Genomic DNA, 18917 nt, shown 5'->3' with positions numbered 1-18917 from the left:
TTCCTATCAAAAAAATCTGCTTCCGCCCAAATCGGGGCGATGGAGTTCAGTTTACTCGCTCCGTAAACTCTTCACCGGATTCATCAAAGCCGCTTTCACCGTATGAAAACTGACGGTCAGCAAGGCAATGACCAACGCCAGCAGACCGGCTGCGGCAAAAATCCATCCCGAAATGCGGATGCGGTAGGCGTAATCCTGAAGCCACTGGCTCATGACGTACCAAGTAATCGGAGTGGCAATCAGAAAGGCCATCAAAACCAGTTTCAGAAAGTCTCTGGATAAGAACGTAACGATCTGGCTCACCGTGGCTCCCAACACCTTCCGGATGCCGATTTCTTTCCGGGATTGCTCGACCGTGAAAGAGGTTAATCCGAATAAACCGAGACAGGAAATGAAAATGGCCAGGGCCGCAAAAAGGCCCGCTAAGGTCTTGGTACGCTGTTCATTTTCGAATTTCTGCGCATATTCCTGATCAACGAACTGATAATCGAAGGGATAGGCCGGGTTGTATTTTTTGAAGGCGTCTTCGGCTTTTGCCAGATTTTCCGCCGTCGAATTTGCGGGGTTAAATTTGATGTGCATGGTATTGAACCAGGCCCCCGGCCCCTGAATAACCACTGGCGGGATGGGGTTATACGGCGACCCCACAATGTAATCCCTGACCACGCCCACAACCCGCCAGCTTCGCTTTTGGTCCCGGTTTGAAAGCGTCTGCCCGATCGGATTTTTAAAGCCCATCAGCTTGACAGCGGTTTCGTTCAGCACCACGGAGAAGCTATCCGCCGGGTACTGGTAACTATCGATATCCCGCCCCTCGACCAACGTCATGCCCGCCGTTCTGACCAGATCGGCATCCGAACTGAAGATCGTGATGGCGGTGTTGGTATCTTTCGGATTTTCGCCCGGCCACCGAAGCCCCCAGCTCCGCCAGCCGTCGTTCGTCAGGTCCGTCATGGTTTTCGTGACAGAAACCGCAGCCCCCGAACGAAGCAGTTCCTGTTTGATCGGCGCGTAATTTTTCTCAATGTCACCGACAAAATTGACGTGAATCAAATCGGTATTCGCGTAGCCTTTGTCCCGTTCCTGGCCGTAAATGATCTGGTCGCGAACGATCATTGTGGCGATAACAAGCACAATGGCAAAGGTAAACTGGAGCACCACCAGCACTTTCCGGGGCGACAGACCCAACTGGCTTTTTTTGAATTGCTTCGTAAAAATGCCGATCGGTTGAAAGGAGGAAAGGTAAAAAGCCGGATAACTGCCCGCCAGCAAACTGGTGATAACCACAAAGCCAAAAGTCCAGAGCCAGAACGAATACTGCTGGTAGGGAATCGAAAGCTGCGTGCCGATGAGCATATCGAACGACGGCAAGGCCAGCATAACCAGCAACAGGGCAACAGCCCCGGCCAGACAGGCGGTGAGAAAGGCTTCGGTAATAAACTGCCCGATCAGCGACCCGCGCCCGGCCCCGGCCACTTTCCGAACGCCAATTTCTTTTGCCCGTTTTTCGCTTCGGGCCGTGCTCAGGTTCATGAAGTTGATGCAGGCAATCAGCAAAATAAAGGCGGCAATCAGCCCAAACACGCGGACGGTTTCGATGCGCCCCCCCACCGGTTTTCCGTTTTCAAATTCAGCATACAAATGCCACTGGTTCAGCGGAAAAAGAAAATGCGTCCAGACATCCCGGCGCCCCGAATACCGCTGCGTCAGGTCTTTGATTTTCGCCGTGAAGGCGGCAGGGTTTGTATTCGGTTTCAGCAAGACATACGTTGGCGTGTTGTTGCTGAGCCAGCTCTCGTTGCTCCAGCCGCTTCCCAGTTTTTTCAGATAATCCCACGGCAACAGGTATTCAAACGTAAAACGCGTATTTGGTGGTAAATCCTTTAAAACACCGGTGACCACGAAATGATCGACAGAATCGAGCCGGATGGTTTTATGCAGGACGTCGGTGGTACCGAACAGTTTCCGGGCGAGTTTTTCGGTAATGACAATGGACGAAATCGTGGTGAGCTGCTCGTTTTTAGACCCTTCCACCAACGGAAAGCTGAACAGTTGCAGGAAAGAAGGGTCCGCAAACGCCCCCGGAATACCGGTGAATCGGTTGTCATCGACCCGGATCAGAAACTGGTCGACGTCTTTTACCCGCGTAACGGCTTCCACTTCCGGATAATTCTGTTGCAAGGTCGGAGCCAGCGGTTGCGAGGTAACCGGTATCGCAACCGGTTCTCCACCCACGTTACCGGTCAGGCCATAGACCTGATAAAGCCGGTCCTTGTGTTCATGGAATTTGTCAAAACTAATCTCGTTCTGGAGCCACAAAGCAATCAGGGCGGCTCCGGCCATGCCTACTGCCAATCCGCCGATGTTGATGATGGAGAAACTTTTCCCGCCCATCAGGTTGCGGAAAGCAATTTTGAAATGGTTGGATAGCATGGCAATTGGGGTTGGATTCGGATACTCAGATGGTTTACGTTTCAGGTTGGATAGCCGCAGGTACGCCAGCACCTCCCGCCAATACTGCTGCCGGGCCTCGCTTTCGCCCAATCGTTCCGCGCGAAGATGAAACCGTTCGTGCATGTCCCCCATCACCTCCTCGCGCAGGTGCGGAGCGATGAACCAGGTCAGAAGCCTATCAAGCCAGCGGGGCGGACACGGTTTTCGATTCATATGGTTTAATATCAAATGATGAATAATAAATATTAAATGATAAAGTGGCTGCGTGCGCTTTCAAGTGCTTCCTTCGTCATACTTTTACATTTAGCATTTAGCATTTTACCTTTATTATTCCCTTATTTTCATTCCGAACGAAGTGACTTCACCGGATTCATCAAGGCGGCTTTGATGCTTTGAAAACTCACCGTCAGCAGCGTAATGACCAACGCTCCCGCGCCCGAAACCGCAAAAATCCACCAGGAGATTTCCGTGCGGTAGTCGTATTTTTGCAGCCAGTTGTGCAGGAAATACCAGGCAATGGGGGTGGCAATGCCGAAAGCGATAACAACCAGAATGACAAAGTCTTTCGACAATAACTGCCAGAGGTTGAAGACCGAAGCACCCAGCACTTTGCGGACACCGATTTCTTTGGTGCGCTGCTCGGCGACGAACGACGCCAGCCCGAACAAGCCCAAGCAACTGATGAAAATGGCCAAAACAGCAAACACCGATGCCAGTCGGCCGATCCGTTCTTCGGTGGCAAATTTCAGGGCATACTGCTGATCCGAGAACTTATAATCGAACGGACTACCGGGGTTGAACTGGCGAAAGACGGTTTCGATCTTAGCCAGCGATTCACTGGCGCTCTGGTTGGGGTTTAACCGGATATTGATCACACTGGCCCACTCATAACTCAACAGGAAAACCGTCTGATAAACGGGTTCGAAAGGAGAGCCCATCACCAGATCTTTGACAACGCCGATAATCTGATGCGGTTTTCCATTCCATTTGACCGTTTTCCCCACCGGATCTTTCAGGCCCATGTACCGGATGGCGGTTTCGTTCAGTACCATGCCCGACGAATCCGTTGAAAAGTCGCGGGAAAAGTCGCGCCCTTCGATGAATTGCCAACCGACGGTTTTCCCAAAATCATGGGTCACGGCAACCGTCCCAAATTGCTCCTTAAAATTGGGATCTTTGCCTTCCCAGTCAAACCCGATCAGCCGTGAATTCAAATTCGTTACCGGGGTCGAAGCGGTCGACATCTCCATGACCGCCCCCGTTTGCAGGAGTTCGCTGCGCAAGGCATTGTAACGTCCGTACAGTTCCGGTGTATTCATGGTAATCGTAATCAGGCCACTGCGGTCATACCCGATCGGACGGTTTTTCGCGTACTGGATCTGGCGAAAAACAATGATCGTACCGATGATCAGCGTGACGGAAACCGTGAACTGGACGACAACCAGCACCTTCCGGGGAATGGAAGCAAACCGGCTTACCCGAAAAGTCCCCTTCAGCACGTTTATGGGGCGGAACGACGATAGGTAAAGCGCCGGATAACTACCCGCCAGGATGCCGGTCAGAAAGCTGAAACCGATCCCGGATAGCCAGAAAATGGGATTGGCCCACAGAATCGCAATGTTTTTATCGGCCACCTCGTTGAAGAATGGCAACATGAGCTGCACCAGCAGCAACGAGATCACAAACGCAATCGCCACCACCAGCAGGGATTCGCTGAAGAACTGGCTGATCAACTGGCTTCGGAGGGAGCCAATAGCTTTGCGGATTCCCACCTCTTTCGCCCGCTTTTCCGACCGAGCCGTCGAGAGGTTCATAAAGTTGATGCAGGCCAGAAAGAGCACAAATGCGCCGATGATGCCGAACATCCAGACGTACTGAATCCGGCCCTCTACATTACCGGATTTGTCCCAGCCCGTATACAAATGCCAGCGGCTCATCGGGTGCAAAAAAATTTCCGGCTTCGCATAAGCCGTTTCTGGAACATGTTTTAGCCTTAGATTTTTAATTTTTGCCGTAACAGCTTCAAAATCAGATTTCGCTGCAAGCTGAGCCAGAATTTGCCAGGAGTTGTTCCCCCAGTCGGCGTTGTCCTGCGCCTGCTTCACCCAGGACTCCGACGAAACGTACAAATCCCAGGGTGCCATAAATGTCATGTCCCGAAACGCGGTGTTGTGCGGTAAATCCTCGTAAATACCGGTTACCTTGACGTTCAGCTTATTATCGATCTTCACGACTTTGCCCAGCGGGTCGGCATCGCCAAAAAGCACTTCAGAAACGGATTGAGACAGGAGAATGGAGGACGGATCTCGCAGTCCTTCCCGCGTCCCTTTGAGCATCTTCAGGGTCAACAGATCGGGCGCTTCCGGGCTCATGAAATTCCCCGTTTTCGTCAATTTCGTATCGCCATAGGCCAGGATATGCTCGCGGGTCCAGGAAGACAACACAACGGATGTAAAATCATCGGCATACGCGGTACGAAGTTCATTTCCCAACGGAATGGGCATGTACTCTCCGGCCCCAAACTCTCCGTTCACGACCGCACTTTGCATCACCTTGGCAATGCGGTCGTACTTTTGGTGGTATTTGTTAAAGGACAACTCGTCGTAAATCCACAAGCCAATGAGCATCGCCACCGCCATGCCCGTGGCCAGCCCGCCGATGTTGATGAGCGAATAGCCCTTGTGTTTCAGCAGGTTTCGTTGCGCGATTTTGAAATAATTTCGTAGCATGACAGGACTCAGAAAGAAAGGTGAAGAATACGCCGATGGTTTTCGTTTCAGGTTTGACAGCCGCAGATACGCCAGCACTTCCCGCCAGTAGCGTCGCCGGGCTTGGGCTTCGCCCAGCCGCTCCACCCGCCGGTGAAACCGTTCGTGCAGGTCGCCCAGCACCTCCTCGCGCAGGTGGGGAGCCACCAGCCACGAAAGCAGTCGGTCAGGCCAGGAGGGCGGTTTTGGGGTTTTCATACAATGAATTTCAAATAATAAATGATGAATGTTAAATATTAAAGTGGCTCCGCACGCTTTCAACGTGCTTCCCTGGTCATACTTTTACATTTATTATTTAGCATTTTGCATTTATTATTCCCCTCATTTTCACTCACTCCGCAGACTTTTCACCGGATTCATCAAGGCGGCTTTGATGCTTTGAAAACTCACCGTCAGCAGCGTAACGGCCAGCGCGCCAAAACCCGATGCGGCAAAAATCCACCACGCGATATCAATCTTATAAGCAAAACTTTGTAGCCACTGATTCATGGCATACCAGGCGATGGGCGAGGCAATCAGAATGGCAATCCAGACCAGTCGAAGAAAATCACGGGAAAAGAGCATGATGATCTGGCTTACCGAAGCGCCCAACACTTTCCGAATCCCGATTTCTTTGGTGCGCTGCTCGGTGGAAAACATGACCAGACCCAACAAACCGAGACAGGAAATCAGAATCGCCAGAACCGCGAATACATTGGAAAGCTTCGCCATCACCTCTTCGCTGCGGTACAGTTTTTCGTATTCCTGATCGATGAATTGATACGCAAAGGGGTAGTTTGGATTCAGTTCTTTATACACTTTTCCCAAACTGGCCAGTGCTTCCTTGGTCTTGCCGGCTTCGGTGCGCACGAGGATCACCCCGAAATACTCGTATTCCTTCACATCCATCACCAACGGTTTGATGGGTTCGTGCAGCGAGTGCGTGTGATAGTCCTTGAGGATACCAATGATATGCCCCTTTTTTTGCCAGGCGGAGATCCATTTCCCGATGGGCTTTTTCAGACCCATCTGCTTCACCGCTTCTTCATTCACCAAGAAGGCATCGGTCGAATCGGTCGCGTTGGCTCGGGAGAAATCGCGCCCTTCGGCCACTTTCAGGTTCATGAGCTTCACAAAATCGAAGCCGACCGAGGTGGGTTTGAAGCCCACGGAAACATTCTTTTCCTTGCCTTCCCAATTGATCGCATCCTTGCTGGTGTTGGCCGCGCCGTCGTTGGCATCCACCACAAATCCCATGACGTGCGGAGCTTCGCTGCTGCGGTCGACCAGCGCAATCCCCGGCATTCTGGAGACCTGTTCTTTGAATAATAGATAGTTGCGCTGTGTCATCAGTTCACCTTCAATCCGGACGTACAGCAGGTTTTCGCGATCATATCCCAGGTGCGTCTTCTGTACGTAGCTGGTCTGCCGGGATACGACGATGGTGGCCACCAGGAGAATAATAGCCAGTCCGAACTGAAAAACCGTCAATCCCTGCCGAAACCAGATGGCGCTTTGCGTAAACCGCAAAACCCCTTTCAGAATGCGAACCGGTTGTAGCGAAGACAGAAAGAGCGCCGGGTAACTCCCCGCAATCAGACCGGTGAATACCGTCAGGCCGAGCAGCGAAACCCAGAAGGAAGGTTGGGTGAGGGGTGAGGCAATCTGTTTGCCTGTGAACGCATTAAAGATGGGCATGAAAAGCGTTACCAGCAACAACGTAACCAGCATGGCCAGAAACGCGAGCAGCAACGCTTCGCCAAAAAATTGCCCGATCAGGTGGCCGCGTGTTGAGCCTAACACTTTCCGAACGCCCACTTCTTTGGCCCGTTTGACGGAGCGGGCCGTGGCCAGATTCATGAAATTGATACAGGCAATGAGTAAGATAAATAGGGCGACACCACTAAAAATCCGGACGTATTCGATGCGTCCGCCATCGGGTTTTCCATTCACAAAATTGCCGTGCAGGTAGTGTTCACCAAACGGCTGAAGCCCGATTTGGGTTTTAACGCCGGTATTCTTGGCCAGCCGGGGTTGCAAAAATCGGTTGATTTTCATTTCGACGGTTTTGAGGTCCGCCGTTTCCGCCAGTTGCACATACGTCCGGAAGTCGTTGGAAGCCCATTCCAGTTTACTTTTTTGGGCTTCCCAGGTAAGCAGAAAATCGAATTTCAGCGAGCTTTGTACCGGCAAATTTTCAAAAACTGCCGTTACCCTGAAATCCAGTTTGTTCTCATACCGGAGACTTTTACCCAGCGCATTCTGGGGACTGCCAAAAAACAGCTCGGCCATTTTTCGGGAAATAGCCATACCGCCGATGTCGTTCAGGGCCGTTTCCGCATGACCCGCAATCAATGGATAGCTGAACATTTTAAAGAAATCCCGGCTCGCGCGGGAACCCTCCAGTTTGAATTTCTTTTCCCCCGTCTGAAACGTTTCGGGATGCCCCCACGGCAGTTCATACCCCGTAGCATAAAAGACGGTGTTTTGCACTTCGGGAACCGCGGATTTCACATCCTCCAGTAAAAAAACCGCGCGCTGGTTCACCACCCGCATGGGCGTTCCGTATTTTCCATCCACCTTCCCAGGGCTTGAAAAGGTCTGATAGGCCGTATACAGGTTTTTGCCGTTCGCATGAAAAGTATCGACGCTCTCTTCATCCTGCACCCAAAGAAAAATAAACAGGCAGCAGATCATGCCCAGCGCCAGGCCAATCACGTTAATGGCGGAAAAAACCGGATTCTTGACCAGATTGCGAAAGGCGATTTTTACATAATTGCGTAGCATACCGGGCGTTAGAAAAAAAGGGGTTGGGTAGTCAGAAGATTGTCGTTTGATCATCGAAAGCCGCACATAGGCCAGAAGATCCCGCCAATACCGTCGCTGGGCCTTGGCTTCACCCAGCCGCTCCACCCGCAACTGATACCGCTCGTGCAGATCGCCCAGCACCTCCTCGCGCAGGTGGGGAGCGATGAGCCAGGTGAGGAGCCTGTCCGGCCAGGAGGGCGGTTTTGGGGAGGGTTTCATTTTAATGTTTTTAATATCGAATAATGAATAGCGAACACTGAATAATGAAGTGCTCCGTGCCGACTATTCCGTTATTCAATATTCATTATTCGATATTCATTATTCCCTATTCATTTATTCATTGACTAGCTCCACTCCAGCAACGTTGGCGGTACAATGCGATCCCAAAGGCGGTTTCGGACCGAGCGGACTTCCGTCAGTACCCGGCCGCCCAGCGCCGAAACGGTGAACAGCCGCTTCCGGCGTCCCCCGCGCTCCGCCGTTGCTTCGCCCAGCACCGAGGTTACGTAGCCTTTCTGCTCCAGCCGTTGGAGAGCCGCGTGAACCGCTCCGGTACTGACGGTCTGGCCGGTTTCCCGTTCCAGCTCTTCCGCAATCATCACGGAATACGCTTTTGGCACCAGCACGGCCACGGCCAGTAAAACCACTTCTTCAAATTCGCCTAGATCACTGCGTCGCATGAGCCAAAAACCAGTTGGGTTAAGAGTCTGATTGATTTCTTCTATTTCCGTATATCAAATCCTTTGCCAAACCAAAAAAAATGCATTTCCGGCAAATAGACATATGTTTTTAAAACCGGAAACTAATCGTTCTGTCCGTTTTTGGACAATGTCTGTACGCATCTGGACAGTTTGGTGGCGGCTGGAAAAAGGCCCGTTCGAAAGCCATTTATTTCCTACTTTTGGTAATAGGAACGCGGATTTGACAGATTAAACGGATTGAATCTGTTTTGATCCGTTCAATCAGCGTTCCCATCACCAGCCAACCGAGTATGAATCGTCGTCATTTTATTCAACAATCAGCCGGAGCCAGTGCCGGTATCCTGCTGGGTGTTCAGCCGGTTTTTGCAACCCGCGAACCCGCTTTCCCGGTGGTTCGGGTGGCCGCCGACAAACGCAACTTCACCAGTGCCGCCGTCGAACGGGCGATTGAACGCGTGAAGAAAACCGTCAAAGATCCCGAACTGGCCTGGCTTTTTGAAAATTGCTTTCCCAACACGCTCGACACCACCGTCCAGTTCAGTGAGGCTGGCGGCAAACCCGATACGTTCGTGATCACGGGCGACATTGACGCCATGTGGCTGCGCGACAGCACCGCCCAGGTATGGCCGTATTTGCCGTTGACGAAAGAAGATGAACCCCTGAGGAAGCTGGTGGCGGGCGTGATCCGGCGGCAAACGCAGTGCATCAAACTCGACCCGTACGCCAACGCGTTCTATTCCGACCCGAAAAAGGAAGGTGAATGGAAGAAGGACATTACGGCCATGAAACCGGGTTTGCACGAGCGGAAGTGGGAACTCGACTCCCTTTGCTACGCCATCCGGCTGGCGTATCACTACTGGCAAACTACCAACGACACCAGCCCCTTCGACGCCGACTGGGCCGACGCCATGCGACTGGTCGTGAAAACCTGCCGCGAACAGCAACGTAAAACCGGACCGGGTCCCTACAAATTTGGCCGCGAAACGTCGTGGTCGACGGATACCGTTCCGGGTAACGGCTACGGCAACCCGACGCGCCCTATTGGGTTAATCCACAGCATTTTCCGCCCCTCCGACGACGCCACGGTTTTCCCGTTTCTGGTGCCGTCCAACTGGTTTGCGGTGGTATCGCTCCGGCAGGTGGCCACGATGACCGATAAGATCCGGCCCGATGCAGCTTTTGCGAACGAATGCCGCGCGCTGGCCGACGAAGTGGAAAAAGCGTTGAAACAATACGCGGTGTATACGCATCCGAAATACGGCAAACTATACGCCCTGGAAGTCGACGGATTCGGCAATCATTTGTTGCAGGACGACGCCAATGTGCCCAATCTGATTTCATTACCGTATTTGGGAGCGGTTTCGGCCAGCGATCCCATCTATAAAAACACCCGCCGGTTTTCGCTCAGCGCCGACAATCCGTATTATTTCCGGGGAAAAGCCGCCGAAGGCATCGGCAGTCCGCACACGCTGGTGAACAACATCTGGCCCATGAGCCTCACGATGCGGGCGCTTACTTCCACCGACGATCAGGAAATTCTGGCGCAACTCCGCCAGTTGAAAAAGACCCACGCCAATACCGGTTTCATGCACGAATCGTTCGATAAAGACGATCCGGCGAAGTTCACCCGCAAATGGTTTGCCTGGTCCAACACCCTGTTCGGTGAGTTGATTCTGAAAGTGGTAAACGAGCGGCCGCAGTTGGTGAACAAACCGCTGTAACGACTCGGGCTATTGTTACACAGAGTTGATCAGAGAAAACCGGAGGTCATCAGAGAAAAACTCTGATCAACTTTGATTTCCTCTGATCAACTCTGTGTAACAACCCGGTTTTCGGTTAGTCGCCATGCTTTTATATCCAGGCAGTCGAAAACGGGTTACCATTTTACGCCAACAGTCAAAAAGAAAGCCCGCCCGTCGGATGGCAGAATGCCGGGACCCGGATAGCCCGTCGCCCGTCGGGTGTAATAATATTCATTCGTCAGGTTGTTGACGCTGCCTTCCAGTTTGAGCCACCGGTAATTCCACGACAGCGAAAAATCCATGATGTGATAGGCCGGTATGCGTCCGACAACCCCCGAAAAACCGCCATCGATGGCGTTCGTCGCGTCGGAAAACTGGTCGGTCAGGTACGTAAACTGGAACGACGCTTTGAGGTTGCGATAGCCCCAGCGCATACCCGATTTGAGATTGACGGCGGGAACAAACTCGACCTCATTGCCTTCTACCCCCGGAATCTGGCTGTTGACATACCGCGAACGGATCAGGGCCAGATTGCCGAAAACCGACCAGCCCCAGCGATCGGACTGGGTTTTTAACAGCCGCAGCAGTTCCACTTCGCCGTACGACTCCAGCCCCACGATCAACGCCCGGCCGATGTTGGTCCGTTTGCGCAGAACACGGTCGTTTTCGTCGTAAAACTGCACTTCGCCAATGCGGTTTCCGTAGTTGAGCGCAAACAGACTCAGGTCATAATTCAGCACTTCGTTTTTCTCACCCCGCACGCCCACATCCGCCGAAAAACCGCGTTCATCCTGCAAATTGGGATCGATCACCGCCGACGGGTTTGCGATCCGCATGTCACTGAACGTAATCGATCGGTAATTCTGGGAGATGTTCCCGTAGGCTTCAAGCTGAGCCGACGGCTTGTAACTCAGGCCAATACCGGCAATCAGAAAACCGCGCGGATTGATCCGTTTCTCCTGTGTTTTGGTAATATCGATGATGTTGCCCGCCAGATCGCGGACGACGTTGCCATAGAAACCGTCGGCGGTGGTGCGGATGTGTTCGTAGCGCAGACCGGGCGTTATGGATACTTTTGAATTGAGAAAAAGCACATTTTCGGCAAAAAACGAGACGTTCCGGTTCGGAAACCGGTAGTCGGACGACGTGAGTTGATCGGGTTCGATGAACGTAAAATCCGCATTTTTGCCCGTTGGCCCTACACCTTGCCGACTGTGGTTGAAACCGTGGTAGAACCGGGTTCCGACCAGAAAAACGCCGTCTTTTTGGCCCAGTTTATACCGGTTCAGAAACCGCCCTTCAAAACCCCAGTTTCGGAAATCGCCCGCAATCAAATCCCGCTCAAAGCTTTCGTTGTCGACCGTTGCCACCCGGTTGGGCCGAAAACCCAGCGAATACCGGGAAGCCACCACGCCAAAAGCAATCAGGTTGATGTCCGACCGGCGGTTTACTTTCCAGTCGTAATGCACATTGAACAGGTTCCAGTCCACCTTAAACCAGTTTCGCTCGCGGTTCGATTGTCGTGGATCGGCCCGAAACATGTCGTCGCTCAACCCGCCCGGTTGCTGGGCCAGATAGTCCATGTGCGTTACTTCCAGGCCGATTTTGGCTTCTTCGGTCAACTGATAATGCAGATCGGCATAGAGGGTTTTGCTGTCGAAATGCGAATTGGGTCGCCAGCCGTCTGCCCGTTTGTACTGAAAAAAGGCGTAGTAACTCAGCTTTTTAGCCGTGCCGCTCACGCTGTTGAATGAATTGAAAAAACCGAACGATCCCACGGTTTGCCGCGACGTCACTTCAATGGTTCGGTCGGTGACGGGCTGGCGCATTTCGAAATTGAGCAAACCGCCAAACTGCGTTCCGTATTGCAACGAAGCCGCCCCGCGCACAATTTTGATGCGTTTCAGGGCTTCCGTTGGGGGGGTGTAATAGCTTTCGGGATAGCCCAGGGCATCGGCGCTGATGTCGTAGCCGTTTTGCCGGACGTTGAAGTTCGACGTCCGGTTGGGGTCAAGGCCCCGTCCACCGATGCTCAGTTGCAAACCGCCCCCGTCGTTTTCCCAGATGTTCAGACCGGCCACCCGCGCATACACCTGCCGGGCATTGTTGGTGGCCAGATTGGCGACCAGATTATCGGGCAAAATCACTTCCGATTTTTTGGCGGCAAAAATGGCCGTGCCTTCCACTTCGCGCAGCCGGGTCATGCCAAAACTGCCCTGCTGAGCCGTAACGGTCACTTCCCGGAGCGTTTTTTCAGAACTTTCCAGCGAAATGTCAAGCGTCGTATCCGAGCGAACCGTCAGTTCGGTTTTGAACGGTTTGTGATTCAGGGAGAAAAACTGGAGTTGGTAGGTGCCGGTTTTCAGGTTGGGAATGATGAACTGCCCCAGACTATCGGTCATAAAAATGTTCCGCGAGCCTTTCAGATACACGCTGGCCCCATCGACGGGTACATGCGTCGTTTTCTCCCGAACCAGCCCCCGCAGTGTGTGCTGGGCAAGACAGGAATAAGAAAGTAGAAAGAAAAAAATGCAGCTACTATAAACCTTTAATTTCATCTCCAAATGGTAAAATCCACTTTTTGGGCCGGAACGAGTCGGTTTCCTGCGCCAGGTTGACCGTCGGGTCAATGTACGGTTTGCCCAGCCGACCATTCAGACTGACGTAGGTATCGGCAAAAACTTTCGGGTTTTGAAAACCCCTCCGGGTGTACTGGTCCCTTAGATACTGCGCAAACTGAACCAGCATATCCGGCTGCGTCGCCATCATTTTCTCCTGCAAAGGCGTCAGGTATTCGTGGTTGTTGACGACGGCCTGCCGCCCCGATTCGTCCACAACTTTAAATTGCACATGCCCCATTTTCTCCATCAGCATCACCCGCCACGAAAACCGGTAGCCTTCTTCCGACCAGAATAACTCGTTGGGGTAGAGCGTATACCGAAAGGGAAAAAGGAGTTGGATGATGAAAAACAGAGCCAGCACGGATAACAGCCTCTTGGACTGTAGCCCGCTATAAATCAATATCTTATGACGCCCTAAAAGGTTATCAGGCAGGCGCAGCAGACGACATAAAACCGCAATGATGCGTTGGTGAAAACCGGCGGAGAAAAAGATCAGAGCCGCTACGATCATGATGTACGGAAACATGCCGATCGGAAACAGAATGACGGTCAGCACGTGAAAAACCACCACGGCAACATAGGCAAACGGACGCGTAACGCGGTTGAGCAGCAAAAACGGAATGCTCAGGTCGTAGAGCGCGCCAAGCCAACTGAACGCATACGCCGTCTCGCGGTAATTGAACAGAAAACCGATGATCGGTAAATCGTTGCGACCGGGCAACCAGATCCGGAGCGGAAGCGCTTCCAGCAGCCAGTCGGAGTTCAGTTTGGCCAGCCCGGCGTAGAGGTAAACGATCCCCATCAGCAGCCGCAAACTGTCGATCGTCCAGCGGGGAATCTGGTCGTAGGAACCACTACGGTTTTGGTAGGCATCGACCGAAAAATAGGCGTTGGCGGGCAGGAAAATCAGCAGAAATGCTACCAGACTCACAAAATAATAGTGATTCAGGTAGGTACTTTTGTCCATCAGTTCGATGTACGTAAAGCTTAGAAAAAGCAGAATGGAAGCCACCCGATAGAACCAGCCAAGGGCCACCAGCAGCGCGCTGAGACCGCAGACAGCAAACAGCAGATACGTGTATTCGCCGAGCGGTTTGATGAACTCAAAACCGTAATACGGAAAGAAAAAAGCCGGTTTGATGTAAAGCTCTTCAATCCAGCCTTTCGACCAGAAACGAACGACGCTGCCCAGGATCATCACACCAAAGGCGATTCGGAAGACGGCCAAAGGAGCCGCTGAGGTGTATGTCCGAAAATACCGGCCCATCAGTCGCCGTCCGTATCCACGTAGGTGATGGTGATGCTCATGGCCGACGTCATGTCCACTTTCAGCATTCGTACGGCTTTCTGCATTTCGGTGTAAACCGCCACCACCGCAGCGTTGTTGGTCTTGATTTCGTCGTGCAGATTCGGTTTGAGCGCGTTCAGTTTCGCGTTGGTCGATTCAAACTGTGCGCTGATCACCTCCACCAGCGACTTGCCGGTCTGGCTGTCTTTGGCGCCGAGGGCGTTGAGGTAACTTTTAAAACCGGGTCCCTCCTGCCCCGTTTTTACGTCTTTCCCGTTGAAAAAATCAATGGCAGCCTGGTGGGCGGTTTTGGCCAGAATCAGCGACAGGTCTTTTTTGTAGAACGCTTCCACTTTTTCAGGAGCCGGAGTACCGCTGGCCATCACGCCCGTCGGAATTCCGAATTTTCCCGAACGGATATACCGCTCATAATGAAGCACATACCCATTGACCAGTTTCGAAGTCGAGCAACCCGCGTCGATGCCGGTACAATTCACAAACTTGTCCCGGTAGCCACCGGTTGTCCACTCGGTCAGAACGGCGGTAAAAACCGTGTTCATCTGGGTTGTGATTCGCTTCAGGTAAGCAATCCGTTTGGCAGCATCCGCAGCCGTCGTATACCGCAGCAGGATGGCATCGTCGGTGGCAGCAAGACCATTGATGAGGTAATCCAAAGCCGGGAAACCCTGTTTGGGATACGCGGCTGGCAAGTCCATCACCGCCGAACCCGAGACGATATTCTCCTCAATACCGGTCACGTTGGCCGGATAGATGTTAAAAAAATACCGGAGTGTCTGCGATTCCGCCGGGCCGACATCGAACAGTTCCACTTTTTGCCATTCGGTATAGGCATCGACCCAGGCCTGCCGGAATTCCGTCAATGTGGTTTGGTCGGGTTTGGCCGCAAAGGCCTCCGACTTCGTCCGCATCAGGTCGAATTTGGTCTTAAAATTGGCGTAGCTCGGCAGAATGATGTTATCCGCCAGGTGCGTCAGCATCGCCTTGCGGTCGGTGCCCACGGGGGTAGTAGGATTCGGATCGGGGTCCGGATCGGGCGTATCCTTGCTGGTCGAACAAGCCCAGACCAACCCCAAAAAAGCAAACAAAAAACCGACGGTTTTCCAACTGAGATGTGCCATACTTAAAAATGGTTTACGATTTTCGGTATACGGTTTACGGTGGCTGACGCGTATAAAGCGCGCGTCAGCCACCGTAAACCGTATACCGAAAATCGTAAACGCTACATTAATTCGTGATCTTGAACTTCGTCCGGATGGCCGCAGCGGCTGCATCGATTTTGGTGTTGGTCAGCCCCCAAAAACCGTTGGGAGCTCCGATCAATCCAGCCAGGATGGTGTCCGAGAAAGCCGCATCTGCCCCGTTTACTTTGGCGTAACGCAGTGAGTAAATGAATCCCAGTCCTTCGCCAATGGCGTGGGCGCGGGCCGCATCGTTGGTTGCGTTCGTTTTCCATTTCCCCAGATAACCCAGAGCCGCACCAGCCAGGGCTTTTTCCAGGGCCGGGCGCAGAATAGCGACCTGCGCTTTCAAGGTCGTCGGGTCGTTGTTGACAATGGCCGCCCGTCCTTTCAGCAAGGCCGTGTGGATTTTGGGGAAGTCTTCTTTGTTATACTCCCAGAGGTACGAACCGATGAAACTTTCGCCGGACGACGTAGCCGTTGCTTTGCTGCCATAAACCGGATTGGCCGTTAGCAAGCCGAAAATTTGATCCCAGTTGTGCTCCAATTCGGTGTATTTTTTACCGGTTACCACTTTTGAATTGTCCAGGGCCAGGTTCTTGTCGCTCAACAGCACGTTGCTGATGTAATCGACCTGCAAGCCGCCAATCATTGATTTCTGGATAATCTGAGCCCATTCGATGCCTTTTCCGTCGACTAAATACGTTCCCAGCTTGCCCGCTTTGCCTTCCGACGCGGTGGCCGTTACGGATTTGCTGGCGGTGGCAATCGGTCCAAAAGCGGCTTCCAGCGTTTTACGCTCTTTTTCGGCATCAGCCGCCGGCAGTGACGAAGCAAAGATCGACCGCAGGTTAACACCGGACGTATTCAAAGCCGCATCGGTAAAGGGGTTGCCGGTATTGGAAAACATATTTTTCAATACGGTCGAATCCAGCGTTGCGCCGGTTCCTACTGCCGTGCCGTTGTAGGTATTGATGGCGCGGAACATCAAAAGCTGGGTGCTGCCCGGTGTCAGATCAACGGTTTTGGCACCGCTGTTATCCGCAAAGAAGTTGGCGTAGGCCGTAGTGTCCGTTAATTTGGAATAGTCGATAGCAGAACGCAGGTTCTCAGGCGGTGTGATGCCATTGTCATCGTCGTCTTTGCTACAGGCGATCAGACTGGCGGTTACCAACACAATGGGAATGTATCGGGCAAGTACATTTAATTTGAACATGATGGATTCGATAAAAGGTTATTCTGCCGTAAATGTAAATACTATTTAGACTGGTTATAAGATTATTAGTAAGAATGTTTTTAAATAAGATTTTAACCTGCTGAAAATAAGAGTCTTATACTAAACGCAAAAAATCTGGTTCCGGTCAGAAATGGTGCCAGAACCAGATTCGCTGTCAATTGCAATCACCGGACAGACTGAAAACCCAGCCGCAGACTGACGCCCCCCGAACCAAGCAGCAGATTTTCCCGCGTAAACGGCCCGATTGGATATTTCAGATACGGCTCGGCGGATAAGCGGAACCGGGTGCCGATCCGGCGCTCCACGCCGATGGACAGATTGAGGATTCGCCCCCAGTAAATTTTCTGAAAAGCCGGTATAGCCTGGTTTATCGTTTCCTGCGCCGTCACAAATTGCGTCGTCGTTTGCTCCTGCCCGTTGGTTCCCATCACCACCACCGTCACCTCTTTTTGTTGTTGGTAGGTATAAGCGTAGTGTTCGTTCAGAAAGCTAACGGACGACAGGCCCGCTTCGACGTAGAAACCCGTACCGGTCGATTTTTTGGGCCGAAACCGGATGTTCAGCGGCAGATCGACCGCCGTAAGCCGAATGCTGGTCGAAATCAACTGGGGAATCGTTGAAACAACGAACACTTCCGGCCCGGCGGTTCCGAATTTTTGCTGCGCCATCGACAACCCGGTCGACAGGCTAAACCGACGGCTGATCGGAATTTCCGAAAAAAGTCCGCCCCCCACGGCTGGCGATGCCGAACTTCCGGCAGCATATACCGACTGCGGGGCCAGACTAACCCCCCAAATGGGCTTTTGCCCCGTTTTAGACCGGTCTATTTTTGCCACCGCCGGTTGGTCAGTCCATAGACTCAAGGGAAGCCCCAAAGGCCGGAGCGGGCGTTGGGTGATCGGTATAGATCGTGGCGTGATGAATTCAAACGAGCCGGTTTGGCTGATTGATTCGTCGGGGCGAATGCGAACGGCAATTGGTTCTGGCCTTGCGTCTAAAGTCGTGCGCGGCACCGGCCTTGCCCCTAAATCCCCTAAAGGGGACTTGGACGCGGCAAAATCTGGATTCAGAAAGTCCCCTTTAGGGGATTTAGGGGCAAGGCCGGGGTCAAGAACAACTTTAGGGGCAAAACCGGGGTCGCGCACGACTCCAGGAGTGGAAAGCGAAAGCAGCGGTTTTCCATCAGGCTCAACGGGTGTCTTTTGATAGATTAACCCCGCTCCTTCTACCCGACGCTTCTCCACCGGCGACGGAGCAGTTTTCTTTCCCGAAAAAACGGTTTTGGGTTGATTGTCTGCCAGGGATTCCGAATCCTGATGACCGACATACAGCCAAACCGGCACGCCCAGAACGCCGAGCAACAGACAGGCCGCCAGCGCATACCGGAACCAGACCAGCGGTTGCCGCTGCTGCCGTTTGCGCCGGAGCCGCTGAAATTCCTCCCACGAACCAGGCTCGTAAGCCGGTTCATACCGCCCCATCGTCTTTCGGATCTGATCGGTCAGCCGTTTATGGATAGAATCTTTCATTGTGATTCGGGAAATAATTTTTCACCAAGCGGGCGAGTTTTTCTTTCGCCCGAACCAGGTAAACCCGCGACGAGCTGACCGACAGATTGAGTTGTCGGGCAATTTCGTCGTGCGAATAGCCTTCGATTTCGTATAAGTTAAAAACCATGCGGTAGTGATCGGGAAGGTGTTGGAGCAGGTTCAGAATGTCCTCCGCCGTGAGTTGGCTAATGACCGAATCTTCGAGGGCCACGGCCTGGCTGTCGGCCTGTTCCGGATCGAGGGTGTGGGCGTGTTTGGCCAGTTTCCGGTAGTGATCGAGGGCGGTGTTGACTACGATCCGGCGCAGCCAGCCTTTGAACGTTTCGTCAAACGAATACCGGTCGATCCGGTCGAAGACTTTCATAAAACTATCATTGACCACGCTGCCTGCTTCCTGCCGGGCCGGGTGGTATCGCAATGCAATGGCCATTGTAAACCCGTAAAAATGTTTGTAAAACATTTCCTGGTGCTGCGGGCTGCCTTTTCGGCATCCTTCGATGAGTTGTCGTTCAAAAGGAGTACAATCTGGTGCCATATCACCGGCTGCGGGCGATAACAAAGAACGGTGAG

At 52.7% G+C, this 18917-nt stretch carries 11 protein-coding genes; 1 reads left to right on the top strand and 10 read right to left on the bottom strand.

The features are described from left to right. Positions 1-51 precede the first annotated feature (51 nt). The 4 genes from ACS5NO_RS08295 to ACS5NO_RS08280 form a co-directional block, all read right to left on the bottom strand. Positions 52-2667: an ABC transporter permease gene (locus tag ACS5NO_RS08295; protein WP_439414705.1), complete on the bottom strand. Its 2616-nt coding sequence runs from the start codon at positions 2665-2667 to the stop codon at positions 52-54. A gap of 128 nt (positions 2668-2795) precedes the next feature. After that, positions 2796-5420, bottom strand: coding sequence for an ABC transporter permease (locus ACS5NO_RS08290; protein WP_439414704.1), 2625 nt, complete (start codon positions 5418-5420; stop codon positions 2796-2798). 129 nt (positions 5421-5549) lie between these two features. After that, positions 5550-8228 (bottom strand): ABC transporter permease, encoded by a 2679-nt coding sequence (locus ACS5NO_RS08285; protein ID WP_439414703.1) that lies wholly within the window; start codon positions 8226-8228, stop codon positions 5550-5552. 125 nt (positions 8229-8353) lie between these two features. Beyond that, complete coding sequence (locus ACS5NO_RS08280) at positions 8354-8689, bottom strand: PadR family transcriptional regulator (protein ID WP_138994623.1); 336 nt, start codon at positions 8687-8689, stop codon at positions 8354-8356. Positions 8690-9000: 311 nt separating this feature from the next. On the opposite strand from ACS5NO_RS08280, the gene ACS5NO_RS08275 reads away from it, so the two are divergent. Next, entirely contained in the window at positions 9001-10431 is a 1431-nt protein-coding gene (locus tag ACS5NO_RS08275) for a glycoside hydrolase family 125 protein (protein ID WP_439414702.1), read from the top strand. A 155-nt stretch (positions 10432-10586) separates the two neighbouring features. On the opposite strand, the gene ACS5NO_RS08270 is transcribed toward ACS5NO_RS08275, so the two are convergent. The 6 genes from ACS5NO_RS08270 to ACS5NO_RS08245 form a co-directional block, all read right to left on the bottom strand. After that, positions 10587-13010, bottom strand: coding sequence for a TonB-dependent receptor domain-containing protein (locus tag ACS5NO_RS08270; RefSeq protein WP_439414701.1), 2424 nt, complete (start codon positions 13008-13010; stop codon positions 10587-10589). Continuing rightward, entirely contained in the window at positions 12991-14340 is a 1350-nt protein-coding gene (locus ACS5NO_RS08265; RefSeq protein ID WP_439414700.1) for an HTTM domain-containing protein, read from the bottom strand. Before ACS5NO_RS08265 ends, ACS5NO_RS08270 begins: the two co-directional genes overlap by 20 nt. Beyond that, the gene (locus tag ACS5NO_RS08260) at positions 14340-15500 is read right to left on the bottom strand and encodes an imelysin family protein (RefSeq protein ID WP_439414699.1); all 1161 of its coding nucleotides are present in this window, start codon (positions 15498-15500) and stop codon (positions 14340-14342) included. The genes ACS5NO_RS08265 and ACS5NO_RS08260 overlap by 1 nt, the downstream gene beginning before the upstream one ends. A gap of 106 nt (positions 15501-15606) precedes the next feature. Continuing rightward, complete coding sequence (locus ACS5NO_RS08255; protein ID WP_439414698.1) at positions 15607-16776, bottom strand: DUF4856 domain-containing protein; 1170 nt, start codon at positions 16774-16776, stop codon at positions 15607-15609. Between the two features lie 185 nt (positions 16777-16961). Continuing rightward, on the bottom strand, positions 16962-18326 hold the full coding sequence (locus ACS5NO_RS08250; RefSeq protein WP_439414697.1) for an outer membrane beta-barrel protein: 1365 nt from the start codon (positions 18324-18326) through the stop codon (positions 16962-16964). Further along, the gene (locus ACS5NO_RS08245; RefSeq protein ID WP_439414696.1) at positions 18307-18882 is read right to left on the bottom strand and encodes an RNA polymerase sigma factor; all 576 of its coding nucleotides are present in this window, start codon (positions 18880-18882) and stop codon (positions 18307-18309) included. Before ACS5NO_RS08245 ends, ACS5NO_RS08250 begins: the two co-directional genes overlap by 20 nt. Positions 18883-18917: the final 35 nt, after the last annotated feature.

The organism is Larkinella fluvii (assembly GCF_051857545.1).
In the GTDB taxonomy this organism is placed as follows: Bacteria; Bacteroidota; Bacteroidia; order Cytophagales; family Spirosomataceae; genus Larkinella.
Note: the sequence above shows the minus strand (reverse complement) of the source record. Positions and strands in the feature narration are given on the sequence as shown.